Raw genomic sequence first — 24,693 nt, forward strand, 5'->3', positions numbered from 1 at the left:
TAAAAATGAAAAAGTTTTTAATAAAGGCCTCAACAGTATTACTGTTATTAGTTACAGTAAATTCTGCTGTTGGAGTAATGAAACCATTTAATGAAGAAGAGCCACCGTTGTTCGGTAGTGGTCAAGTAGATACTGATATTGTGTTATTTAATGAAGAAGAACCACCTTTATTCTAATATTCTATAAAAGCTTTTATAGGAAAATGCGAAAAATAATAATAGATATTACTTTAAGGCTGTCGAATTTATCGACAGCCTTTTTCCTTTGGTAAAAACGACTTCCTACAAGATGCTTTATGATAAGGAATTTATTCCCTTACTCAGGGACAATAATACTAATTTTCTTGTTTGTAGGAAAATAGGAAAGTAAATAGTAAAGAAATTAGTATGTTCAGTGATTTGTTTTCTCAATACACAAACATATGTTCTTGTTTTATACTTAATTAAGAAAATAGTACACCTGTTTTCATGGAAAAAATAACCTCAAAGGTTGTTTTTTTACCTAATTTAGTTTCTTTAACTAGTAGAACATTCTTTGGATTTAACTAAGGAGGAGGAAATAAAATGAATAATTTATATCAGTTAATGACTCAAGAAAAAAACAGAACTCATAATATCCAGTTAATAATAGAGTTATTTGAACCAAAAATCAGAAAATCCTTCTTACAAACCAACCCACTAGATAGAGAGGATCTATCTCAAGAAATAAAAATTAAGCTATTTGAATCCATTAAAAGTTATGATGTTAACTCTACTCCTGGATTCTTTGAATTTAAAGAAATGATGCAAAAAACAGGTTGAAAAAGTTGTAGTAGGTTTCTTCTTTTTTTCTTTAAGAAAAAAGAAGGGAGGAAAATATATGATGCCTGTTGATTTACCTATATGGGTAGCTTTACTAGGTAATTTTGGATTTCCGATAGCAATAACAATTTATCTTTTTGTTAGATTCGAAAGAAAAATTGAGAAGTTAGAGACAGTGATAATGCAACTGTCAGACGTTATTAAAGAAATTAAACATAAATGAGGAAGTGATAGGATAATGGATATTAACCAATTAATGACTTGCTTCTGTAAAACGAGGGAAATTCAAAGTCTATATACCAATTTACTCCATGATAAAGAGTTATCACAAGAAGAGAGAGAATTAATTGTTGGATTAGTACAGTGTGCGGCGGATTCCTCAAAAAAGATAAAGAATCTATGTAACTCGGAGAAAGACAGTTCTAATGAAGTTAGAGAAAGGTACATGGACAATGACGGTAATAAAGGACTGTAAAGGAACACTATCCGATTTTAAAAAAGAGAATCCCCGGTTGATGGAAAATAAAGTGATGGTTTCTTTTCTATCTAGAGAGAGCAATTTAAAAATTTTTGAAAAAGCTATATGTAATTCTAATTCCCATTCAATTAGGAAATTAGATCAAGCATTTAAAGAACACTATTTCATACTTAGGTTTACTTCCTATCTATCGACAATGATCCATTTCAACTCAGTAAATTTTGATAAGAAGCAAAGAAAGAATCGAGAGAGAAACCTTCTTACATTAGATCAGTCTCAATCTGAAAATGAGAATTCATCACTACTTGAATTAGTTCCGGAAGAGACTAGAGATAACTTGCCAGAAGAGGCATTTGAGGACAGTTTAGGGAAACTTGAAGATATAGTATCAGATACACGTTTATATGATTCTTTATCTTGTCTGACTATAAATCAAAGAGAGATATTAACGCTTGCTTACATTCATGGTTTAAAGGATGTAGAGATAGCTAAAATTCTAAACAAATCGCAACAAGCTATTTCTAAAAGTCATCAAAAGGCATTAAATAATATAAGGGAATTCTATAATAATTTAGAGTAGGGATGGAAAAGTAGACTCATATAGGTAAAACAAACTTGATCTTTTTGTTTTACCTATATGAGTTTTTTATAGTTCGTCCTATATTACTACGTAATCTAGTAGACCTATACAGTATAGTTCCGTCTAAAGTTTGAATTTATTTGTTTTTTTACAATTATGGAATTCATTGTAGTATATTAAAACTTGTAATGTCCAATAAGATTATAGGTAATACAACAAAAAAACCTCGAAATTCAATTTCGAGGTTTTTTCTTTCACTATATTAGCATCCTTGATAAAGCATTTTTGCTTGGAATGCCGTGATAACACGAGAACCACCAGCATTATCAGTATAACTAGCACAGTTGATTAGGTTTTCATCACATGCGCAGCGTCCTGGATAACTAGAATACGACCCATAGCAATAATCATGTGTTCTGCAGCATCGGTCAAGTGAATTTACAGGTGTTCCACTACCGCAATTTGCACCACACCAATTATATTCTACTAATGGATTCCACGGTAATCCATTGTATCTAAATGAGCAACAACCATCCTGGATACACGGTAAACCTTGAACGCTAACATCTGTTTCACCTTTTTCAGCATTTGAAAGTTCAGCAAAGTCTTCTGGAAGTTCAAGAGTCTGATCTTCTGTATCTAAGAAAGTATCAGCGAGTAATTCGCCGTTTAAAAATGTTACAATTTGCTTCGTTTTCTTTTCGTGCTCTTCTTTTAGTGCGATTGCTTGAGCAATAAAGGAACTATTTCCTTTTTCCATATTTGTTGATTTAAATAAATGAACTTTTAATTTGTCAGTAAACTTAATAAATCTGTTTTCTTGAATAATAGCCTTCGTACTGTCTGACGGAGCGTTGTTTTCTTTATGCCCAAAATAAGTTGCCTCATATGTTTTCAGTACTGGAGTGGCTTGTACGGCTACATCTTTACCCTGGATATGTTCAAGAACTTGATTTACTAAGCCTTTTTCTTCGCTAGATAATTCGGCTAAACCATTAGCTGGTATTTCTTTTACTAAAATGTTTGTTACGTCCATTTGATTCATCTCCTTAAATTTTTTATCCAATATAACAACAAGAACCTTGCCATGCTAAAACATTTCCTGGCAGCACTTTATAAAGTCCAGGACATCCTTTTTGTTCACAACAATTAGGATTTTTTGTACATATTACTGGGGCTTGAATTGATACCTCATCTTTTTTGTTGATAGAAGACTTTTCCTTCATTTTCTGCACCTCCAATTGTGAAAATGTTAAGGCGATGTATTATCACCTTCTGTCTATAAAAGAAAAGTGAGTATTGATAATAACAACTCATAGAAAAATTTTTTTATTTAGTCATGCAACTTTTTAGTGTTTAGTTCGTCTCACTTATGAAGCTGGCTAGTAGAGAGGGATATCCTATGTTTAAAAAATTTAGTATTAATCCATTGAATGTTATTGAAGAGGAATATGAAAAAAATTATTCGTATTTAAAGCACTTCTTACTAAAGTTAACAAGGGATGAACAGTTATCAGAAGACATCATTCAAGAGGTTTTTTCTAGAATGCTAAGGAATCCTGAAAAAATTTTAGAAGTGAAATATATAAGAACGTGGCTTGTATCTGTCGCAAAAAATTTAGTGATCGACCATTATCGGAAGAAAAAACCATCGCTCATGGAGGATGGAGAAATTATTTCTGATTTACTAGTTGATACTTCTAATCCAGAAGGATTAATGATACAGAAAGAAACAATTTTTAACGCATTATCAAATATTCCTAAATTAGATAAAACCATTTTTCTAGCAAAAGAACATTATGGGTATAAGTACGATGAGATAGCTTCTCTCTTGGATATGCCAGTATCATCAATTAAGTCTAGGTTATTTAGAGTAAGGAAGAAGATCCTTGCCAACTTAGAAAGAGGTGAAAGTGATGGATGAACAGATGAAGATTCATAAGTTATGTAATGAATTAATCCCATTTTATGACGAAGTAGAAGAAAGTACGAAAGAAATAATAGAGGAACATATCGAACAATGTAGTGACTGCAAAGGATTACTAGAATCTTTTCAGACTTCGTTTCCAAGCGATGTTCCTACACAGTCAGGGGATGCTTCACAAGAAGAGGAAGTAACCTCCATCAAACCATTTAAGACATTGATACATTTCAAAAATATTCTTTTTACTTTTCTTATTTTAATTAGATTTTTAGTTTTAGGTTTAATTGCAAACAATTGGGTAAATAACGTTAACCTTGAACAAGGGGCCCTTTTGACAGCTGATTTAATTTTGTTATATTTTCCATTTGTAGCGCTGACTAACGGTGTCACCTTTATGTTTTATAGAAAAATGGGTTTTTGGCTTGTATTAGCTTTTGATATTCTAATGCTTCTATTTTTTGATAACCTAATCGTGTTTTTACAAAAATAACTTAATGTGAAAGGGTGTTGTTATATATGAAAGGTTTAGCGATGACTGGAGGAATTTTAGGAATCTTAATTTCTTTAACAGCTCAATTATTTGCAGTGATTGATGACTCATATACATTCGGAAACATAGGCTTCTTAGGAATCATTTGTGGGATAATCGGCGTAATCGGGGCTTTCCAAATTGGAAAAAATAAAACCCTTGCAACGACTCTACTTGTTGTTTCATCTTTTGTAGGGTTTTATGCTATTGCAGCTTTTTATATCATACCGGCCATTTTGATGTTAATTCCAGCCTTGTTAATACAAAAACGGGTTTAAGGGTTGGGAGATAAATATACTAGGAGTATTCTCTTTTGAGAGTACTCTTTTTATTTAAGGCTCTTTTCGCATAGATTGTTGTTTTTACTTATACATTTATCCCGTTGATTTCCGCTATGGACACTTCCTTCCCTTCCTGAGGAGTCAAGTGCCCTCCGCTCCAATCAACTCAGTGGGTTTAAACTTAGTTTTCCGTTAAAAAGCAACAAACGTTGCGAAAATAGCCTTATTTAATTATTTAGATGGACACTTAATACTTCGAACGCCAGCACTACAGAATGATTAGAAAGGAATAACGCCTTTCAGTCATTCTGTACGTGTCGCTTCAGTACTAAATGGGTTGATTGACTAAAGTCAAAAAGTAATAGTGAGGTAGGGGTAACAAGGGAGTTGAATGAAGAACATGCTAAATCATAGCGATGGTGAACGTGCTCACTATTCTAAATAAAAGTAAGGTGTCCTTGTTAGGGGAAATCTTTAATAAGAAACTTTCCTAATTATTTATAAAATACATTAAATAGTGCCTGTCTTTTGTCCCGTAATCCTGAATTATTAACCGTAAATTACACATCCTACTGTTTAGGAGGTGAAACAAAATGTCAAATAAATCAAATGAAAACAAGCAGAATGAAAAAGCTGTATCAGAGGGTATTAAAAACACAGCCGGAGCTGCTTTTCATGCAGTTCATAGTGCATTAGAAACAACGGAGAATGTTGCGATGAACGCCGTTGATGGAGCTACGGATGCTGTAAGCAATCTAACAGGTAATAAAAACAAGCAAAAGCGATAGTTAGACAACAATGAAAAAGCGCCATATTTAGCGCTTTTTCATTGTTGTCTTTCTGCTTAACGTTGGAAAGGGTGATATGGGTGCCTTCCCCTAGCTTTCAATGGTTTAGAATGGGCAAAGAGACAGGTGCTTTTAGCGTGGTTTAAATACCATTTTGAGTTGAACGGGTATAGCGGATTGGTAGAAGTGGAGATAAATCAGCGATGTTTTGTAGCCTAAATAAGGATACCCTTTTACTAGAGGTAGCATTATTTTCATTTGGGATTTTGTCCATAATATCAAAAAACATGAGTTTTGATTGCTCCAGTACCGGATTAGTTAGGAGATGCAGAAGTGTTAAATACCAAATTTCAATTATTTTTGCCTGCAATACAAACGTTAAGGCCTCAAAAAACTCTTACAAAACAAGATCTATTGACAGATCGATTTTTAATCGAAAAGGCTGAAGGTTTAAGTATGTATTATGCACCTCATAACGAGTATATAAACAATAAGGCAATCATTGTAATGGTAGGGATTACTCCTGGTTGGAATCAAATGAAAACCGCTTTTGAACAATTATTAAAAAGCTTAGATTCCTACGATAATACTGAGCGGATATTAAAAGAGGTTAAAATAGCCGCCAGTTTCTCCGGGACTATCCGCTCTAATTTAATTCATATGCTAGATGAGTGTGGTATCCCTGAGGCTATTCATGTTAGCAGCTCTGCATCGCTATTTAATGAGAACAGACAACTACTACATACTACAGCTATTATTAAATACCCTGTTTTTTATCAAGGGAAAAACTATACTGGTCACCAACCCGGTATCCATCAGTCCTCATTATTGACTTCGTACGCTTATGAAGTATTTCCAGAAGAACTAGGTCAAATTCAGCAATCCGCACTTATTATTCCACTAGGAAAAACAGTAGAGTCTGTTTTTCATAAATTACTTAAGGAAGGAAAACTTTCACAACACGCTTATTTATTTGGTTTTCCTCATCCTTCCGGAGCAAACGGTCATAGAAAGAAACAATTGCAACAGCAAAAAGAATCCCTTATTTCCACAGTGAAAGCATGGGCTGGTCAATAGGTTTTGAGTTTTGATAGGTATTTTAAAAGAAGAATCCCCATTTTTTAATGAATAAAAGTAACAAAAAATATTTGAATTTTTTAAAAAATAAGTATAATATTAATAGTGGATATAGGGATAGTTGCCCTAATCTAATTGTGCAACCTGTTGGTAATGAAAAGATTGTTATATGTTATAAATAGGTAATGATTCTCTAGACATGTTAATGCTAGAATTTTAAGCCAAAGTAAGACGTAGGAATACCTACGCTTATTTTGGCTTTTTTTATGTACATTAGAAAATGGGAGGGGTAGTATCCAAATGAGGAGAGAGAAAATAAGGCGTTTAAATAGTTTATTGGAGATATACATTGATACTAATGTGGATAAGGACTTTTCTGTTTTATCAAAAAAAGCAGATCCGTTCTTTATATTTAGCAGGGATGGGCAATTAGTCTATGTTAATGATATCTGTGAAACATTATTGGAGTATTCTAGGTTGGAGTTGCTGCATATGAAGCTAAGTGATGTTTTTGTGCCAACAGCTTTAAATGAAACACAAACATTCTTCTTTGAAAAAGATTATAAAGAACTAACTAGTTTTGATTCTCAAGTCCGTAGGAAGCTAGGAGCTCTACTAGATGTGAATCTAACTACTTTCCCTATCCTTTTTGATAATGAAGTAGTTGGGACTTATGTCGTTTTAAAAGATATTACTTTGATTAAGAAAGAAAGAGAGTTAATGTCAGAAAAACAAGTGGCTGCAGGACAATTAGCCGCTGGGATTGCACATGAAATTCGAAATCCCATTACAGCCATAAAAGGTTTTTTACAATTAACAATGAGTGAGTATAAAGGTAAACCTATGTATTTTAAAATTATAGAATCAGAAATTGATCGGATTGAAGCAATTCTAAAAGAACTAATGGTTATAGCAAAGCCAACTAAAATAAAGCATAAAAAATTGAATGTCCGCTTATTATTAGAACAGGTCCTGACGTTAATGGAATCACAAGCGTTGTTAAATGATATTCAGATTGAAAAAAGGTTTAACCTTGAAGGGGAAACTGTATTGGGTGATGAAAATCAACTAAAACAAGTATTTATAAATTACATAAAAAATGCCATTGAAGCAATGCCAGATGGAGGGAGGATTCAGGTCGAGGGGATCCTTCTTAATGAGGATAGTGTTCAAATCCGGATTATAGATCAAGGACATGGAATTCCTTTTGATACTCTAAGTCGCATAAATGAACCATTTTTTACAACGAAAGAACAAGGGACAGGGCTTGGGATGTCTGTAAGTTATAAAATAATTGAGGAGCATAAGGGCGATTTTAATGTTAAGAGTAGTACGGATGGGACCTGTATTGAGGTGAAATTGCCAATTATGCCCTAAATTATTGCTGTATAGCAAAGCTTATGTTAAAATACTTATGTCTAATGTCTTGCAGTCATTAGTCATCTTAGTCGTGATACATCTTTACATAAAACAAACGAATATACGTAACTTGTTTGGTAAATGGAAGAAACTATAAAAATAGTCGTCTTACCCGTGGCCTAACTTCTTTTTCTAGAAGTTAGGCTTTTTTTATTTTTTTATTAGAAGGAGAGATTGATGATTAAACAACCTAAACAAGAGGATTTGCTATATCTTAGCAGCACGTTTAGTAAGCTGTTGAAACGCAGATTTGGCAAAGGCCCAGAAACATGTTTTGTAATGTTTAAAGGAACCAGATTATACGTGTACATTCGGAAATTTATGACACCTGCAGAAGAAGTATTAATAGGGAATAACGAGCTTAATCTGGCTATTAATTTTCGGTCATCTGTAATAGGTGCTGTTATCGAGGATTTTATACCAGAGGTTTCAAAGATTTTAGATGGTGAGTTTAGAAATTTCCTTCATGATTGGAATTATGATGCAAACACAGGAGTAGTTCTATTAGAAAAAGCCCATTCTGATCATGAAGCTAAAATAGACGTATTTTTTGAGGATACCCTTTTTAACTTGATTGAAGGAGTAGGCTCTCGTTATCATAGGAGACCAACTAGTTTAAAGGTAGTGAAATTTACACAGAATATTTGTGCCGTAGAATCGAAGGGAGTTCTTTTGCCACTAGAAAATTTAGTTTATCAAAGAGGAAATCTAGATTTATTACTCTATCAAGTTAGGGAAATAAAGAGAGGATATTTTAAACACAAAAGCCTGTTTGAAGACCTATTTAACCGCCTTATCGAAGATATGTTTATTATGTGGGACTACGAAAGTGACCGAAATTATATTATTTTTATTTTTACCAAAGAGGAATATTTGATGAGTTAATAGGGCTGTTTTCTAAAAGGGTGTTGCTTTTAACAACAATGGAAAACTCGGAGTGGATTGGAGAGGAAGACAACGATACATTTTCCACAAATAACAAACTTTATGAAAACAGCCATTAGTAAATAAAAAAACATGTTGTAAGTAGGAATTCCCCTAATACAACATGTTTTTTTTATTGGATTTTGATTTTATTTTTAACAAGGAAGGCTTTGGTACATACTAAAGAATAGAGGTTTATTTTACATAGGAAATGATATTGGAACGTTCTTGTTTATTGAGGAAAAGGAGATAGAAGGTGGATGATGAATCATAACAAAGAAGAGTACATTAGTAGTTATATTAGTAAATTGTTAAGGAAAAAATTTGGGAAAGGGCCTCAGTCGTGTCGTACTGCTGTTACTGGGAATCATCTCGTCACATATATACGTGGTTTTTTAACTCCAATGGAAGATATCTTATTACAACAAGGGCAGAACAAGTATGTGGATGGTGCTAGAACCGTTATTATTAATCACCTTTTAGATGAAATAAAAGGTGTAGTACAGGTGACCCTTGACGTGGAGGTGGAAGAGACCTATCATGATTGGAACTTTCCAAATAACTCTGGCATTCTTATTTTTGTTTTAGGGGAAGAAGTAGGTCAAGTTATTAAAGAAGATATTGATATTCAAAGGGTAGAATTGGAGATAGGGAGAATTAGCATGTTGGTTGAAAAAGTCCCAGATAATATTCAGATCTATCCTATTTCTCCATCAATCTGCTTGATTGAAAGGAAAGGCATACTTGTTCAAATTGAGAAGGCGTTAATAGCAAACGGGTTTCAAAGGGAACTAAGATTCACAAAGGATGAGTTAGAAAAAGGTTACTTTCATCGGTACGGCAAGTTTGAGGATATTTTTAATAAAGTAGTAAGTGATATTTTTGTTGATTGGAACTTTAAGGAGGATAAATCATTAATGGCATTTATTTTACATTCGTAAGAAATAGCATTTCTCATTGCGAACTTTATTTTTAAGACCACCTTTCCTGGTACCAGGAAAGGTGGTCTTAATATTTATATACCTTTTTAAATAAATGTGCCTCTTTCTTAAATACTATATTTTTTATTTTTGAAATAGCATTTTGGGGGATGTTATCACCTTATGTAGGAAACCTACTGCTCGTGGTCACTTTATTTTTGACTGAGCAATTCTCTATCCCGGACTTTCCCTTCTGTAGCAAGGTAGTCATGGACTACACTAGTACGAGGTAGGGTAAGATCGGTGAGAATATGGGACGCATATACAACTTCTAGCACAGGCAAATCAGCTAGTGGTGCCAGCGCATGGGCAAATAACTGTAAACGTGCAGGGGATGTCCAAGCACCATGAATAGTGATGTCTGTAATCTCACCGCGTACAAGTTCACAAATTCGTGGTGTTCCATCGTTGTGACGTAAATGCTTGAGCATAAAGTACGGCTTGCAAATCTCTGCACGAGCCTTTTCTGGATCAAGCGGGCGATGCTTATACCCCATTGTAGCGGTTGCAACGCGTAAAGAACCGTAATCTAGCGTCCCGACTAACGTGTCAGAGTCGATAAAGAAATTTGGTTTTCCAAGTTTTTTTGGATATGCACTTATTTCACGACCTGCAGCAATCGCTGGATGGTTGTCCACGTACATGGAGTGCACATAGTCCCCTTTTTCCCCGTTGAATTGGACGGGGATGACCTGTCCAGATTCCGTGTAAGAGCCTAAACCGGTAACGTCTGGCATGCGAATAACCTCGAACTTAACAAGAGGTTCGTCAATCTCTAGTGGTTCGGGTACGATTTTTCTTAGTGCATCCTTGTCTGTACGATAAATGATGTTCATGTATTCTCGGTTATTAAATTTGTAAGGACCACGTGGAAACGCAGGAGCATCCAACGGTGTTGTGATTTGTTTTGACACCTCGTCTAGTTTCATAACAACTCTCATCCTTCCCTTGCTTCCGTGTAACTGCACCGGAAGTCGTATTTAGGCTAAAGTGATAAAACTTTCTCTAATCGAACAACAATACAATTTTTATTATACAACCAACCCATATTTTGTCAATATAGTTTTCAGATATATCAGAAGAATCTAAATGTTATTTCAGTATAGCGATAAGTTCCAAATCGTGGCTATTCTTCCACGGGTAGGAATTAGGTTGTAGTTAATCGTAACCGCTAGTTAGTGAATTTATAAATCTGTGACTATTTCAATAAATTTACAAAGTTTTAAAAACACTATTGACAGAATATTCACTAGTAACATAACATTTTGAATAGTATTGATAATATATATTTTGTCATATTCGTCCTAAACGGCAACAAACAAATTTACACAAAGGGGAATGGATAATGAGCGATACAATTGATGTGATTGAAACAAATGTTCAATTTCTAACAGCTGAAGAAGCAGTAAAGCATATTCCAGAAGTACCTACGATGATGGTAGGGGGATTTGGGTTTGCTGGGATGCCACGATACTTATCTCAAGCAGTGATCCACGAGGATAGCATCCATGATATTACCCTTATCTGCAATAGCCTTGGAACCATTTCTGTTCTTAATGATTTGTTTGTGCAAAACCGTATCAAAAAAGTGATTGGCAGCTTTTTCTCAACAAATAAAGAGTTAGTTAAAGCATATCGTGAGGGTCTGGTAGATATTGATTTACTGCCCCAAGGTACGTTTACTGAGGCCATTCGTTTGGGAGGGGCAGGAATTCCTGCATTTTATACACCAACTGCGGCTGGGACGGACTTGGGCCGTGGTAAAGAGACTCGTATTTATAATGGACGGGAACATATTCTGGAGCAATCATTGTATGCTGATGTAGCGGTTATTAAGGCACATAAGGCAGATAAAGCGGGGAATCTTGTCTATCGAAAAGCTGCTCGCAACTTTAATCCAATCATGGCAACTGCGGCCAAATTGACGATTGTTGAAGTGGACGAGATTGTTGAAATCGGGGAGTTGGATCCAGATTCCATTGTTACACCATTTATCTTCGTTGATATCGTTGTGAAAAAGGAGGAAGAATAATGAATGAATCCATCAAACGCTATATGGCATGGCGCTGTGCACAAGAATTAACGTCAGGTGTTGTTAACCTTGGAATTGGTATTCCGACATTAGTTGCCGATTATTTACCAAAGGGACTTGTCACACTACATTCCGAGAATGGAGTTCTAGGGGTAGGACCTGAGCCTGACCCGAGTCAAACTGAAGTGGATTGGGATTTGGTTAATTCTTCAGGCGTAAAACCTATTACAGCCTTGGATCATGCTTCCTATTTTGATAGCTCCTTATCTTTCTGCATCATGCGTGGGGGACATTTGGATGCCACTGTAATTGGTGCATTGCAAGTTTCAGAAGATGGTGATATTGCGAGCTGGGCGGTGCCGGGGAAAGACGTACTCGGCGTTGGAGGTGCAATGGATCTTGTCGTAGGAGCGAAACGAGTGATTGTGGCTATGACGCACTTGTCTCCAAAAGGGGAACCGAAGATACTTCCGAAATGTACCTATCCTTTAACTGCTAAAAATAGAGTAGACACGATTGTCACGGAATATGCCGTATTTAAAATTCGAGAGGGTATTCTTTATTTAGTAGAGTTAGTGGACGAGCTTTCCTTTGAACAATTGAAAGAAATGACGCCGGCCTCTTATGAAATTGCTGATGACTTCAAGTGGATAAAAAGAAGAGAAGTGTCAGAAGAAGTGCCTGTTTCTTAAATAAAGTAAGGAAAAAAGCTGTCGATTCGGACAGCTTTTTTGAATGGCTTATTTTCTCAAAGAAAGTGGGCCTTTCGTGATAAAGGAGTGAAAAAGAAAGAACAATCTAGGACCCACTGACACTAGTACTCTTGCGATAAAACTTAGAGAAATTCGAGGAGGATCTCACCTTTTCTTATAAGAAGTTCCCTTTTTCAAACTGATCAATTCGTTCACGGACATAGTCAGGGACCGGTTGTGTTTTCTTCTTTCCTAGGTTGTAGCTGACGTAGATAATTTCCGCTGTGAGAAGTGGATCTTCTTCTCCATCTCTCGTAATGATAAAATTCATCGTCATACTTGAATGACCAACTTTTTTCATACGGCACCAAATAGTTAGCCAATCATTTAAATGAGCGGCTCTTTTATACTCCAAAGTTGATTTAGCTAGGACAAAATCAAAATCGGAGCCCACTTCAAGCTGTAAGCCTTCATGGAAATATTCCGTTACTGCCACATCAATATAAGTTAAGTAATGAGCGTTAAAAACAATCTTTTGTCCATCAATTTCTGAGTACCGAACCTTAAGGCGGTGTGAAAATCGGAAGTCATCTCTCATAACAAATTCCCCTTTCAAATGGTGAATAGTACTTCACCAGCATATTTGATCTTCCATATTGAGCTACTTCTTCTACTAGTTCAAAAAATCCTTTAATAGGAGTGATTCATACTATTGTTAGCAAGTAATATGCCTTATCTTCGCATCCTCATTGACAATTTTCTGGGGAAGGCGTATAGTTACCTTTGGTAATAATTACTCTGGGTAACTATATTTTAGGAGGGAATTCATTGCAAGGTTTTTTTCAGCGTTACTTATTTTTATATAGACCACTTATAAGTAAGTTAAATGAATTACTGGCACCGTTTGATTTGTCTTATTCCCAATGGCAAATTATTTTTTATGTAAAAGACAATGGCCCTTCTACGCTTGTAGATATTTCAACTCATTATAATGTTGAAAAGCCTACGATTACGAGGACGGTTCAGCGTTTGGAAGAGAAACAGATCATGAAACAAGTTCCTGGGAAGGATAAGCGTGAAAAGAAAATTCAATTAACTGAATCAGGTGAAGAGGTATATAAGGCATGTCGCAAAAAAATTACAGAGATGGAGCATAGTGTTATGAAAGGTATTTCAGAAGAAGAGAAACAAGCAGCTTTTGAAATTCTTCCTAAAATTAGAAATAACATTCTCAACAGTGAGGGGGATGAAAATGAATAAACCAAAATTATGGACAAAGGACTTCCTAATTGTCTCAGCAAGTAACTTTTTTCTTTACTTTACATTTTATTTATTGATGGTATCTATAACCACATTTGCGACAGATCAATTTCACGCCTCGCCAAGTGAGGCTGGTCTTGCATCTGGCATTTTTGTATTAGGGGCACTTGTTGCACGGCTTTTTGCTGGTAGATCTATTGAACGTGTCGGACGAAAAAAGATACTTTATATTGGTTTTATTATCTTGTTACTTACTACACTTTTATATTTTATAGTAAACAGTTTGTCCTTCTTGTTTGTTAATCGTTTCTTGAATGGTGTAGGATTTGGAGTTGCTTCAACAGCGACAGGTACTATTGTTGCGAGTGTTATTCCGAATGAGCGACGAGGAGAAGGTACTGGATATTATGCGTTAAGTGTCACTCTAGCGGCAGCTGTTGGTCCTTTTTTAGGTATGTTTCTTAATCAACATGTAGGATTTAACATGAACTTCATTGTCTGTTCAGTTCTAATCATCGCTAGTTTTGCCGCTGTATTCTTTTTAAAAGTACCTAAAGTGGTATTAACACAAGGGCAGTTAGATAATATGAAAGGATTTAAGTTAAGTAACTTCTTCGAATCGAAGGCATTCCCGATTGCAATTATTAGTGCCTTTGTTGGTTTCGGCTATTCAAGCATCCTAACCTTTCTTACAGCCTATTCAGAGGAAATCCATTTAGTTGATGTGGCAAGTTTCTTCTTTATTGTCTATGCTGCAGCCACTTTAGTATCTAGGCCACTAACAGGTAAATGGTTTGATAAAAAAGGTGAAAATTTTGTCATGTATCCATCCTTTATATTATTTGCAATTGGCTTATTAGTTCTTAGCCAAGCACATCAGGGCTATTTCATTTTGTTAGCGGGAGTTTTTGTTGGCTTTGGATATGGAACATTTATGTCTAGTGCGCAGGCTATTTCGGTTAAAGTAGCCCCACGCCATCGGATGGGGCTGGCGACCTCGACTTTCTTTATCTTTTTGGATGCAGGGATTGGAGTAGGACCATTCTTACTAGGCTTTTTCATTCCGGTAATTGGTTATCGTGGATTGTACATTAGTATGGCTATAGTGGTATTTGTTTGTACCATTCTTTATTATTTCTTGCATGGAAGGAAAGCGACGGAGTCTAAAAAATTTGCTGAAGCAAGCTAGAAAAAATCAATGGTGTCACGCAACTCATTTTAAAGAAAAGGCAACTACCTTGTTGGGTGTTGCCTTTTTACGTTTCCTGTAATAGGGGGCTAACAACGCCTTATCTTGCTGAAGAAACGGTTTCGCTTCAATCCACTCAGTTGGTTAAACTTAGTTTTCCGTTAAAAAGCAACACACTTTACGAAAAAAGCCTTTAGAAAACACCCAATGAAAAAGATACTTTTATTACTAGCCTTTTTCATATTATAAAATATTTGGTTCATACTACTAACGGTGATGAATATGGCATGTCAATCTAGTGATGAGTTAAAGGTATTAGTAGAAGAAGCGAGGACTTGTGCAAAAAGCGGTAAAGTTGCGGACTATATTCCTGCACTTGGGAAAGCAAATCCAGACGATTTGTCTATCGCTATCTATTATCCTGATGGACGGTGTGTGTCAGCAGGAGATGTTGAAAAAAAGTTTACACTTCAAAGTGTGTCAAAAGTGATTAGCTTGGCCCTTGTCCTGATGGACAGAGGTCCGGACTATGTGTTTGAGCATGTTGGAATGGAGCCGACTGGAGAACCTTTTAATTCAATTGGTAAGTTGGAAACGACGGCGCCCTCCAAACCATTAAATCCTATGATCAATTCAGGAGCACTTGTCGTGACCCACATGATTAAAGGAGATACTGTTGAAGAAAGACTTCAGCGACTTTTATCCTTTATTCAGGAAATGGCAAGCCATACAAAAATCGGTTATAACGAAGAAATCGCACGTTCGGAATTCAAAACGGCACATTTAAACAGAGCTTTATGTTATTTTTTAAAACAGCATAATATTTTGGATGAGGATGTAGAGCAATTAATCGATTTGTATACGAAGCAGTGTGCGATTGAAATGAATTGTTTGGATTTGGCTAGAATCGGAATGGTGTTTGCGATGGATGGAAGGGATCCTTTAAGCGGGAAACAAATTATGCCTGTAGATGTAGCCCGTATTTGTAAAACATTTATGGTGACATGTGGAATGTATAATGAATCCGGAGAGTTTGCTATCAAAATTGGGATTCCAGCAAAAAGTGGTGTGTCTGGTGGTATTATGGGAGCTGTTCCAGGAAGATTTGGTATCGGAATTTTTGGTCCCGCTTTAGGTGAAAAAGGAAACAGTGTTGCAGGTATGAGATTATTAGAGTTGTTATCAAAGAATTATCAGTTGAGTATGTTTTAACAAATAGTTATACCAGTATTAATAAAGAAAAAAGCCCAACCCTAGGTCACTTTATTTAAAAAGAAACCAAGACTTGGGCTTTTTTGTACTATCAAAATAGTTGAGCTAAAGTCTATGTTTTTTCAGCATAGACTTCCTTGAGAGTTCCCTGCAGCTTATATGCAGTAGATGATAAGTTTATTGCTTTTTAGTATTAAGCGTCAAAGGCAATACTTCCGATCTTCAGAGCTCCATTCTCGTCCTTAACAAATTTAACATTTAAATGAAATAATGCCTCCTCACTTGGTGGATAGATATCATAAATAATATATAGTGACTCTTCCTCGTGAAGGAAAAATGTACCGATTTCAAAGGTAGCTTTATGGTTTTTGTATCCTTCTGTTTGAAAATTATCTAACGGTGTTTCATAGGTCTTCCCATTTTCTTCTTTTACAATTTTATTATTATAGATTTGGAAGTTATCAGTAAACAAAGGTTTTAAAGTTTCAACATCTCCGTAAACCATTCCCCAATATAAATCTCGTCCAAGTTTATCTGCTTCTAGAAACATCTCTTTTTCTTGCTTTAAGGCATCGATTTCTTGGTGTAATTCTTCTTGACTTTTGTTACTACTTTCCTCTATATTTTCTTCCTTTTGTTCTTCCGTGTTTTCTTCTTGCTCTGTTGCTTTTTCTTCTTTTTTCTCTGTTACATTTTCATCTGTAGCTGCTGTTGTAACGTTGTCTTTACCTGTTCCACAACCATATAAAGCTGCGATCAGTAGTGACAAAATGATTAATAGCGCTGTTTTCTTCATGTATAAATCCTCCTCTTATATAATAATTATACTAAAAAATAGCGATAGTTGGACTAAATAAATTAGTTTCTAATTCAAGAAATACTATTTTTCTGAACACAATAATCTTTTACAAGGTAGGAGTGGATAAATAATGGCAGAAATTAAATTTGAAATCACAAAAACATTTGCGATCCTTTCTGAATCACCAAGAGGCTGGAAGAAAGTATTAAACCTTGTTAGTTGGGACGGTTGAGAGCTTAAGTATGTCATCCGTGATTGGCATCGAATCATGAAACAATGGGAAAAGGTGTAACGTTTAGTAAAGCAGAGAAGGAGAAGTTGAAAGAAGCCTTACAAGGAAGTTAGTACTATGGATACTTGTACACTAGGAGACAATCCTAATGTTATAGGTAACCTTTTTTGCTTATATAAAGTCCTTCAAAAAGTTTGAACAAACGTTTGATTGAAAGTATAAAACATTAATGTAACAAGGTTCACAGTATTAAACAAACGTTTGATTAAGAAATTGCTCCAGCATGCTTTTTAATAATCAAAAGAAGTGTTCAAGATAGCTATTGGATAAAAGGAATAGTTAAAAATAGTTGACTTGTAGTGTCTATTAATATTTGAACAAACGTTTGATTAAACGAGAAAAAAGCTGTTATGTAAAGGCTCATAGTATTAAACAAACGTTTGATCAAGAAAATGGTAGGTGTGTTTTTAAAACTGGAAATAGGTGTTCTAGTTATAGAATGAAAGCGACATTTTGCTGTTTCTGTTCATAACGGTTAATTATTATCTGTATTGGGGAAAATCATTTCCTTTCTTTTTCCATAACTATCAATTATCCTAAATACTATTAGTTCTATTACAAATGAGGGATATGACGTGAAGCAAATATACAGTGAGATTATACAATTTCGTGGGACACATTATGATTTTGGATATATGCAAGGGGAAAAGTTAAAAGATTCGCTTTCTGTTAAAAATCGTGAAAACCAGTGGAAGGTGAGAAAACCACGGTTTACGGTAGGAGTAGAGGAGGTTAAACAAGCGATTATGCCTTTCGCTCCTGGTGTATGGGAGGAACTACTTGGACTTCAAACAGCACTGGAATGGCCGATGGAACGAGTGTTGAAGGAGTTTGGTGGTTACCGTTTGAATTATGTTCGATCTGGATGCTCGATTTTGACAGGGGACAATTATTTAATCCGTAATTATGATTACCATCCAAAAACCTATGAAGGGCGCTATACTTTTTACCAACCAACCGATCAAGGGTATGCGATTGTTGGTCCAAGCCAACGGGTGACGGGACGAATGGATGGCATGAACGAAAAAGGGTTGGTGATTGGATATAATTTTATGCATAGGAAAAACCCAGGTGATGGATTTATTTGTTGTATGATTGGAAGACTTATTTTGGAATCTTGTGCGAGTGTGGAAGAAGCAGTAGCAATGTTAAAAGAGATTCCCCACAGACACTCGTTTAGTTACGTCGTGTATGATCAAAGTGGTAAGACATATATTGTTGAGACATCTCCACGTGGTGTAGAGGTTCGGCAGTCGAACGTTTGCACGAATCACTTTGAAATCATGAAACAGGAGAATCGCAATCATCTCGTGGATTCTAAACGACGATTAGATATTATGCAAGAAAATAAAGAGAACTTATCCGAAGCGCACCATGCTTTTCGATTGCTGAATGACTCGGATAAAGGGGTATTTTCTACTTTATATAGTAGTTGGGCAGGAACCATTCACACATCTGCTTATTTACCAAGAGAAATGAAAACATGGATTGCGCTAGGTGGTGACCAAGAACCTATTCAATTTGATTTTGCAAAATGGCTAGGTGGTCAAGACTTAGAGCTAGACAGGATAACAGGGGAAGTCGATACAGATATTGCTTTTTTGCATATGGATGAGAATGCGGATTGGTTTCGAAAATAAATAGGATGTCTGTATCCCCTACAAAGGCATGATTTAGTGAAAAGCATTAGCATAGTAAAATATTTTTAAAGAAAGGATCTGTTTCCTACATAAACAAGTAGGTAAACAGGTCCTTTTTTTGAAAATCAAAAACTATCATTGAATTTTTATTCATATTAATGTATAGTTATTAACTATAATCATGATTTTAAAAAATTATAAATTTAATATACAAATAACATACAGATGGGGGAGTTACTTATGGGAGTTAAACAGTTAAAAGCAACAGGGGAAGTGAGTGTAAAACAAGCTTATACATCAAAGCAGTTAGTAAAATTTCTATTACCATCATTAATTGGTGTACTTCTTTTCCTTGTACCTATTTCTGTGAATGGAAAAGTAACCATTGGACTAGGAGTTCTAGCTGATGGACTTCAAGGAGCTATTTCTGAATACATACCATTATTTATGACGAGTGTTCTAGGGGTGTCTGCACTAGGGAGTTTGCTAGTAAAGCTAGTTCCGGTTCCTTTTATTAAAAAGAATGAATTTTTATCCAGTTTATTTGATGTTAGTCCACTATGGTTAGCATTAAGAGTGATTGGTGCTGTATTTGCCATTTTTACATTATTAGAAGTTGGTCCGGAAGTAATTTCATCCAAGTTAACCGGTGGTGTTGTGCTGTTTGATTTAATTCCTGTCTTAATGGTTTGGTTTTTATTTGCCAGTCTTTTTATGCCATTATTACTAGAGTTCGGTTTAATGGATTTTATCGGTTCAGTTGTTCGTAAAATAATGTACCCACTATTCAAACTTCCAGGACGTTCATCAGTTGATGCTGTTGCATCTTGGATGGGGAGCGGGACCGTTGGTGTTTTGTTAACGACTCAGCAATATGAATCTGGTTATTACTCAAAAAGAGAAGCTGCGGTAGTAGCAACGAACTTTTCTATTGCTTCCATTGCTTTTAGTTTAGTCATTGCAACGTTTATTGGGATGGATCATATGTTTGTTGAATTTTACTTTACCGTTGTTGTGTGTGGTGTGGTTGCGGCGATTATTTGTCCTAGAATTCCACCGCTTTCATTAAAAAAGGATACATATTATGAACCTGTTGGAAAACAAATTAATGAGACTGTTCCAGAAGGTGTCTCTAGCTTCCGTTGGGGCATTGAAAAAGCTGTTGAAAAGGCTGGACAAGTGAAGAGTATTCGTAAGGTTTTTGTAAAAGGGGTTTACAATGTAGTCGATATTTGGTTTGGGTTAATTCCACTAGTAATGGCATTAGGTACCGTTGCTCTTGTTGTTGCTGAATTTACTCCAGTATTCACTTATTTATCGTATCCTCTAGTACCAATTTTGAATCTTTTACAAATTCCAGAAGCTGGAGCAGCTGCACCTGCCATCCTTGTAGGCTTTGCAGATATGTTTTTACCAGCAGTTATTGGAAGTGGAATTGAGTCTGAAATAACTCGCTTTGTCATTGCGGTGATGTCCTTAACACAGCTTATCTATATGTCGGAAATTGGTATTTTACTAATAAAGTCTAAAATTCCTATTACCTTTGTGGAACTGTTCGTGATCTTCCTGCAAAGAACGATTATTACGTTACCGGTTGCTGCCTTAATGGCGCATCTATTATTCTTTTAATTATCATGATAAGATAACTTTTATTAGTAAAAGCTTTTAGTATCCTTACTAAATCGTAAAGGAACAATACGTAGCAGCTGCTTTCTATATTGAATTTTTCTAATTTTAAATTAATATAGGGGCTTGCTGTTAGCAAAATATGAACTGTAAAATGCTTGGAGGTAGTTTTGATGGCAAAAGATTGGAGTCACCTTGTAGAAAATATGTCAAACCGTTTAGCACCTAGCATGGCGAAAGATCATCCGAATTTGCCAGTAGTAAAGGAAGAAGGTTGCTATTATTACGGGGTAGATGGCAAAAAGTACTTAGATTTTACATCTGGGATTGCAACAACGAATGTAGGTCATCGTCATCCAAAAGTTGTTCAAGCAATTAAAGACGGTGCTGATCAGTTGGGGCATGGACCGTCTGGTGTGATTATTTATGAATCGATTTTAACTCTAGCAGATCGGTTAGCAGCTATTTTACCTGGGAATTTGGATTGTTTCTTCTTTGCAAATAGTGGTACGGAAGCAATTGAAGGAGCTATTAAGCTAGCAAAACATGTTACAGAGCGTCCTTATGTTGTTTCGTTTACCGGCTGTTTCCACGGTCGTTCAATGGGAGCTCTAAGTGTAACGACTTCAAAAAGTAAATATCGTAAATTTTTACAACCGTCAGGATCCTATCAAGTACCTTATGCGAGTACGGATGAATGTCCGGAAGGTCTTGATCCTGAAACGTATGTTGTCGAGCAATTGGAAAAAGATTTTAAGCGATTGTTTAATCACCAAGTGACGCCGGAAGAGGTTGCTGCTGTTATCGTTGAACCTGTACTGGGGGAAGGTGGTTACATTATTCCACCGAAGTCTTGGTTGAAAAAGGTACGTGAAATATGTGATCAACATAATATTCTTCTTATTTTCGATGAGGTTCAAACGGGATTTGGAAGGACAGGTGAGTGGTTTGCTGCCCAGACCTTCGATGTTACACCAGACATTATGGCGATTGCAAAAGGTATTGCAAATGGACTTCCATTAAGTGCAACAGTCGCTTCGAATGAATTAATGAAGAAATGGCCTCTAGGAAGTCATGGAACTACTTTTGGTGGAAATCCAATCGCTTGTTCAGCAGCATTAGCCGTTCTCGATGTTTTCGAGGAGGAAAATCTTCTAGAAAATACGAAAGAAGTAGGCACATATGCGGTGGGAAAATTACAGCAGTTAAAAGAGAGACACGATGTTATCGGTAACATACGTGCAGTTGGACTTATGATAGGAATTGAAATTATTAATCCTAAAACGAATGAACCAGATGGAGATGCTTTATTTAAAATATTAGATCTGGCGTTAGAAAATGGTGTCCTATTTTACTTTTGTGGAAACCAGAGCGAAGTAATCAGAATGATTCCGCCATTGAATGTGACAAAAGAACAGATTGATGAGGGGTTAAGCATGCTTGAAAAGGCATTGACTACCTATGAAGAAGAATTAGTTGTATCGATATAAGAAATATACTCGGATTTGAGAGTAGTAATATAATTTCTATATAAAACAATCCTAATCATTATTTAATAAAGACTGTCTTAGAAGATTCGAATGGCTCTTTTAAAGGCAGTCTTTTTTGTCTTCATCCTTTTAGAATGGTAATTGTATAGTAGTAATGTTTGAGTTTAAATATTTGTTTGATTTTGGTAGCGTGTGTAAAATAAAAATGAAGATGTATTTTACTAATAATGACAATAGAAATTTTCTACATGTAAATACATTTCTGGAAATAATCCTATTGAAGCGCAGACTTCAACTAATATATTTTTTTGATATCTTTTCCGATTTAGCTTATCGGTTTTATAGGGATGGTAAGGAGAATGTCTAATTCAATGTTTTGAGGTGTTATAAATGATTGATAAAATGTTTTATAAAAAGTTATTAAAAAGTACTTTCTCCATTCCTGCAGAGATAACTTTCTGGGATGGAGAGACAGTTCGGTATGGGGACGGGGATCCTCATTTTAAGCTTATCTTTCGTGACGTTATTCCAAAAGGAGAATTAATTCAAGATCCATCGATTGCTTTTGGGGAAGCATTTATGGATGGAATTATCGATGTGGAAGGGGATCTTAAAGAAGTGGTCGCCTCTATGTATCGTAGTCAAGAAAGCTTCCTTGGTAATGGCAAAATTTATGCCCATCTTTTGAAAAAAATCTCTAATACAGCAAAACGCAGTAAGGAAAATGTTGCATTTCATTATGATATTGGTAATGATTTTTATAAGCTATGGCTTGATGAAACGATGACGTATTCCTGTGGATATTTTAAAAATCCTGATGATTCATTAAAAACGGCACAACAAAATAAAGTAGCTCATATTCTTAAAAAGTTGAATCTCCAAAAAGGGCAAACGCTACTCGACATTGGGTGTGGTTGGGGTGAATTAATTATTGCTGCAGCCAAGCGCTATGGGGTTAAGGCCACTGGGATTACTCTATCGGAGGAACAGTATGAACGAGTGAAAGAGCGTAGAGTAGAAGAACAACTAGAAGATTTGATAGATGTAAAATTAATGGACTATCGAGAATTAAAAAACCAGAAGTTTGACAGGGTTGTTAGTGTGGGAATGCTAGAGCATGTTGGGCAAGAGCATTTACCAGAGTATTTTCAAAAAGTAGATGAGTTACTTGAAATGGGGGGATTATCCGTTCTCCACTCGATTACTTCTCAAAAAGAAGGTGCTACAAATTCCTGGATTGATAAGTATATTTTCCCTGGAGGATATATTCCGTCTGTAAGTGAACTTGTAAATCATATTACATCGAATAAGTTCTTCTTAACTGATTTAGAAAGTCTGCGTAGACATTATGAAAAGACGTTAGATCACTGGGCGGAAAATTTTGAAAATGTTCTAGACGAGGTAAAGAAGACAAAAGACGAACGGTTTATTAGAATGTGGAGGTTGTATTTACATGCTTGTTCTGCGTCGTTCCAAACAGGGAATATTGACCTCAGCCAATTTATTTTTACAAAAGGTACAAATGACTCGATTCCATTAACCCGAGAGTATATGTATAACGAAGAAAAGTGCGGATAATCCGCACTTTTTTTATGGTTTATCTGTGAATAATATTCTTTCACATTGATAGAAACATAGTGTTAAGAAAGAAATGAAAAAGTTTTTTGTCTAATAGAGCGGGGTGTAATATACTTATAGAAACGATAGAAAATTGTCGAATTATGTAATTAATAAAAGCAAAGTAAGGTGAATATAGATGTCGCAAAAAGTCCAGGAGATAATAAATAATCTGGAATTGATTCAACAAACATTTACAGAACCCACTACCGTTGTGGTGACTGATACAAAGCAATACCTTGTCCAGCTTCCGGCTAGTTTTGATTCTGTAAAAATCCCTCCAGGTACACCATTAAAAGAAATCTCGAATCCTATGATGGAGGATTCACTAAAAACAGGTAAAATGAACCGAATAGAAGTTGGGCCAGAGGAATTTGGTTTTCCATTTGTTGCCACTTGTAATCCGATTATTGAAAATGGTCAAGTAGTCGGTTTGTTCATGACGACTACTTCCACAGAAAAAATAGAAACGCTAAGAAAAGTGTCTAAAGATTTGGCGGGATCAGTGGAAAAAATGGCTGCTACAACAGAACAAGTTGCAAAGGTCTCAGATGTAATATCGGAAAGAATCCAAGAGATCTCAAGCGATTCAGAATCCATAACAAAGTCTATTGAGGATGCTTATCAGGTGATAAAATCTATCCAGGATATTGCAAATCAATCAAAAATCCTAGGGTTAAATGCTTCTATTGAAGCTGCTAGAGCTGGGGAGTACGGTAAAGGCTTCGCCGTTGTTGCAAATGAAATTAAAAGAATGGCGGAACAAAGTAAGGATTCCTCTGTTAATATTATTCAGTTTTTAGAAAAGGTAAATGAAGCAATCAATCAAAATAATCGTTCCATTCAAGAGATTGCTGCAACAACGGAGGAACATTCCGCAAGTGTTCAAGAATTAAACGACTTCTTTACTTTTATCGCCTCAACTGCAGAGGATATAATGAAATCTACAAAATAAAAAATGATATTATAACCATAAAAAGGACAAGTTCAGTAGACAATGCTAAGCTTGTCCTTTTTGTGGGAATTTGCAGCTTTTTAATAAGGTGTGATTAAAAGTACAGACT

Annotated in this window: 28 protein-coding genes; 23 read left to right on the forward strand and 5 right to left on the reverse strand. The window is 35.5% G+C overall.

The window, feature by feature from the left end; all coding sequences use genetic code 11:
- Window positions 1-5 precede the first annotated feature (5 nt).
- From ACFSUL_RS09220 to ACFSUL_RS09240, 5 genes are all read left to right on the forward strand, one after another.
- Window positions 6-176 carry a hypothetical protein gene (locus ACFSUL_RS09220; protein ID WP_377934735.1) on the forward strand — a complete coding sequence of 57 codons (171 nt, stop codon included), beginning with the start codon at window positions 6-8 and terminating at the stop codon, window positions 174-176.
- 387 nt (window positions 177-563) lie between these two features.
- Entirely contained in the window at window positions 564-800 is a 237-nt protein-coding gene (locus ACFSUL_RS09225) for a helix-turn-helix domain-containing protein (RefSeq protein WP_377934737.1), read from the forward strand.
- A gap of 58 nt (window positions 801-858) precedes the next feature.
- Window positions 859-1,023 (forward strand): YvrJ family protein, encoded by a 165-nt coding sequence (locus ACFSUL_RS09230; protein ID WP_084778666.1) that lies wholly within the window; start codon window positions 859-861, stop codon window positions 1,021-1,023.
- Between the two features lie 15 nt (window positions 1,024-1,038).
- Window positions 1,039-1,275 (forward strand): hypothetical protein, encoded by a 237-nt coding sequence (locus ACFSUL_RS09235; RefSeq protein WP_377934740.1) that lies wholly within the window; start codon window positions 1,039-1,041, stop codon window positions 1,273-1,275.
- On the forward strand, window positions 1,226-1,858 hold the full coding sequence (locus ACFSUL_RS09240; protein ID WP_377934742.1) for a sigma-70 family RNA polymerase sigma factor: 633 nt from the start codon (window positions 1,226-1,228) through the stop codon (window positions 1,856-1,858). The genes ACFSUL_RS09235 and ACFSUL_RS09240 overlap by 50 nt, the downstream gene beginning before the upstream one ends.
- A gap of 262 nt (window positions 1,859-2,120) precedes the next feature.
- Here ACFSUL_RS09240 and ACFSUL_RS09245 read toward each other — a convergent pair whose 3' ends face one another.
- Together ACFSUL_RS09245 and ACFSUL_RS09250 are read right to left on the reverse strand one after the other, a co-directional pair.
- On the reverse strand, window positions 2,121-2,894 hold the full coding sequence (locus ACFSUL_RS09245) for a hypothetical protein (protein ID WP_377934744.1): 774 nt from the start codon (window positions 2,892-2,894) through the stop codon (window positions 2,121-2,123).
- Window positions 2,895-2,916: 22 nt separating this feature from the next.
- Complete coding sequence (locus ACFSUL_RS09250) at window positions 2,917-3,084, reverse strand: hypothetical protein (protein ID WP_377934746.1); 168 nt, start codon at window positions 3,082-3,084, stop codon at window positions 2,917-2,919.
- A gap of 176 nt (window positions 3,085-3,260) precedes the next feature.
- Between ACFSUL_RS09250 and ACFSUL_RS09255 the strand changes: the two genes are divergently transcribed.
- The 8 genes from ACFSUL_RS09255 to ACFSUL_RS09290 all read left to right on the forward strand — a co-directional run bounded on the left by ACFSUL_RS09255 (window position 3,261) and on the right by ACFSUL_RS09290 (window position 9,741).
- Window positions 3,261-3,782 carry an RNA polymerase sigma factor gene (locus tag ACFSUL_RS09255; protein ID WP_377934748.1) on the forward strand — a complete coding sequence of 174 codons (522 nt, stop codon included), beginning with the start codon at window positions 3,261-3,263 and terminating at the stop codon, window positions 3,780-3,782.
- Window positions 3,775-4,272: a zf-HC2 domain-containing protein gene (locus ACFSUL_RS09260; RefSeq protein ID WP_377934750.1), complete on the forward strand. Its 498-nt coding sequence runs from the start codon at window positions 3,775-3,777 to the stop codon at window positions 4,270-4,272. Before ACFSUL_RS09255 ends, ACFSUL_RS09260 begins: the two co-directional genes overlap by 8 nt.
- A 26-nt stretch (window positions 4,273-4,298) precedes the next feature.
- Entirely contained in the window at window positions 4,299-4,589 is a 291-nt protein-coding gene (locus ACFSUL_RS09265; protein WP_377934752.1) for a hypothetical protein, read from the forward strand.
- A gap of 596 nt (window positions 4,590-5,185) precedes the next feature.
- The gene (locus ACFSUL_RS09270) at window positions 5,186-5,380 is read left to right on the forward strand and encodes a hypothetical protein (protein ID WP_377934754.1); all 195 of its coding nucleotides are present in this window, start codon (window positions 5,186-5,188) and stop codon (window positions 5,378-5,380) included.
- 333 nt (window positions 5,381-5,713) lie between these two features.
- Window positions 5,714-6,457, forward strand: coding sequence for a hypothetical protein (locus tag ACFSUL_RS09275; protein ID WP_377934756.1), 744 nt, complete (start codon window positions 5,714-5,716; stop codon window positions 6,455-6,457).
- 300 nt (window positions 6,458-6,757) lie between these two features.
- Window positions 6,758-7,834, forward strand: a complete 1,077-nt coding sequence (locus ACFSUL_RS09280) for an ATP-binding protein (protein ID WP_377934758.1) — start codon at window positions 6,758-6,760, stop codon at window positions 7,832-7,834.
- Window positions 7,835-8,053: 219 nt separating this feature from the next.
- Window positions 8,054-8,761, forward strand: coding sequence for a Na-translocating system protein MpsC family protein (locus tag ACFSUL_RS09285; RefSeq protein WP_377934760.1), 708 nt, complete (start codon window positions 8,054-8,056; stop codon window positions 8,759-8,761).
- 299 nt (window positions 8,762-9,060) lie between these two features.
- The gene (locus ACFSUL_RS09290; RefSeq protein WP_377934763.1) at window positions 9,061-9,741 is read left to right on the forward strand and encodes a Na-translocating system protein MpsC family protein; all 681 of its coding nucleotides are present in this window, start codon (window positions 9,061-9,063) and stop codon (window positions 9,739-9,741) included.
- Between the two features lie 191 nt (window positions 9,742-9,932).
- Here the strand turns inward: ACFSUL_RS09290 and ACFSUL_RS09295 are convergent, their stop codons facing one another.
- On the reverse strand, window positions 9,933-10,709 hold the full coding sequence (locus tag ACFSUL_RS09295; protein WP_377934765.1) for an acetoacetate decarboxylase: 777 nt from the start codon (window positions 10,707-10,709) through the stop codon (window positions 9,933-9,935).
- A 416-nt stretch (window positions 10,710-11,125) separates the two neighbouring features.
- On the opposite strand from ACFSUL_RS09295, the gene ACFSUL_RS09300 reads away from it, so the two are divergent.
- Together ACFSUL_RS09300 and ACFSUL_RS09305 are read left to right on the forward strand one after the other, a co-directional pair.
- Window positions 11,126-11,812: a CoA transferase subunit A gene (locus tag ACFSUL_RS09300; RefSeq protein ID WP_377934767.1), complete on the forward strand. Its 687-nt coding sequence runs from the start codon at window positions 11,126-11,128 to the stop codon at window positions 11,810-11,812.
- Window positions 11,812-12,504: a 3-oxoacid CoA-transferase subunit B gene (locus ACFSUL_RS09305; protein ID WP_377934769.1), complete on the forward strand. Its 693-nt coding sequence runs from the start codon at window positions 11,812-11,814 to the stop codon at window positions 12,502-12,504. Before ACFSUL_RS09300 ends, ACFSUL_RS09305 begins: the two co-directional genes overlap by 1 nt.
- A gap of 175 nt (window positions 12,505-12,679) precedes the next feature.
- Here ACFSUL_RS09305 and ACFSUL_RS09310 read toward each other — a convergent pair whose 3' ends face one another.
- Window positions 12,680-13,102: an acyl-CoA thioesterase gene (locus ACFSUL_RS09310; protein WP_377934771.1), complete on the reverse strand. Its 423-nt coding sequence runs from the start codon at window positions 13,100-13,102 to the stop codon at window positions 12,680-12,682.
- Window positions 13,103-13,332: 230 nt separating this feature from the next.
- Here ACFSUL_RS09310 and ACFSUL_RS09315 point away from each other — a divergent pair, with 230 nt between their 5' ends.
- The 3 genes from ACFSUL_RS09315 to glsA all read left to right on the forward strand — a co-directional run bounded on the left by ACFSUL_RS09315 (window position 13,333) and on the right by glsA (window position 16,165).
- A complete protein-coding gene (locus tag ACFSUL_RS09315) occupies window positions 13,333-13,764 on the forward strand; it encodes a MarR family winged helix-turn-helix transcriptional regulator (protein ID WP_377934773.1) in 432 nt (143 codons plus the stop codon).
- Window positions 13,757-14,953, forward strand: coding sequence for an MFS transporter (locus ACFSUL_RS09320; protein ID WP_377934775.1), 1,197 nt, complete (start codon window positions 13,757-13,759; stop codon window positions 14,951-14,953). The genes ACFSUL_RS09315 and ACFSUL_RS09320 overlap by 8 nt, the downstream gene beginning before the upstream one ends.
- 282 nt (window positions 14,954-15,235) lie before the next feature.
- The gene (glsA, locus tag ACFSUL_RS09325) at window positions 15,236-16,165 is read left to right on the forward strand and encodes a glutaminase A (protein WP_377934777.1); all 930 of its coding nucleotides are present in this window, start codon (window positions 15,236-15,238) and stop codon (window positions 16,163-16,165) included.
- 193 nt (window positions 16,166-16,358) lie between these two features.
- Here the strand turns inward: glsA and ACFSUL_RS09330 are convergent, their stop codons facing one another.
- Entirely contained in the window at window positions 16,359-16,961 is a 603-nt protein-coding gene (locus ACFSUL_RS09330) for a hypothetical protein (protein ID WP_377934779.1), read from the reverse strand.
- 870 nt (window positions 16,962-17,831) lie between these two features.
- On the opposite strand from ACFSUL_RS09330, the gene ACFSUL_RS09335 reads away from it, so the two are divergent.
- The 5 genes from ACFSUL_RS09335 (at window position 17,832) to ACFSUL_RS09355 (ending at window position 24,584) form a co-directional block, all read left to right on the forward strand.
- Entirely contained in the window at window positions 17,832-18,896 is a 1,065-nt protein-coding gene (locus ACFSUL_RS09335) for a C45 family autoproteolytic acyltransferase/hydolase (RefSeq protein WP_377934781.1), read from the forward strand.
- Between the two features lie 240 nt (window positions 18,897-19,136).
- Window positions 19,137-20,525 carry a YjiH family protein gene (locus ACFSUL_RS09340; RefSeq protein ID WP_377934783.1) on the forward strand — a complete coding sequence of 463 codons (1,389 nt, stop codon included), beginning with the start codon at window positions 19,137-19,139 and terminating at the stop codon, window positions 20,523-20,525.
- Window positions 20,526-20,695: 170 nt separating this feature from the next.
- Window positions 20,696-22,012, forward strand: coding sequence for an aspartate aminotransferase family protein (locus ACFSUL_RS09345; RefSeq protein ID WP_377934785.1), 1,317 nt, complete (start codon window positions 20,696-20,698; stop codon window positions 22,010-22,012).
- 390 nt (window positions 22,013-22,402) lie between these two features.
- Window positions 22,403-23,590 carry a class I SAM-dependent methyltransferase gene (locus ACFSUL_RS09350; RefSeq protein ID WP_377934787.1) on the forward strand — a complete coding sequence of 396 codons (1,188 nt, stop codon included), beginning with the start codon at window positions 22,403-22,405 and terminating at the stop codon, window positions 23,588-23,590.
- Between the two features lie 553 nt (window positions 23,591-24,143).
- A complete protein-coding gene (locus tag ACFSUL_RS09355; RefSeq protein WP_377934808.1) occupies window positions 24,144-24,584 on the forward strand; it encodes a methyl-accepting chemotaxis protein in 441 nt (146 codons plus the stop codon).
- The last annotated feature ends 109 nt before the right edge of the window (window positions 24,585-24,693 follow it).

This window comes from Bacillus seohaeanensis (assembly GCF_042684945.1).
GTDB lineage: Bacteria > Bacillota > Bacilli > Bacillales > Bacillaceae_B > Rossellomorea > Rossellomorea seohaeanensis.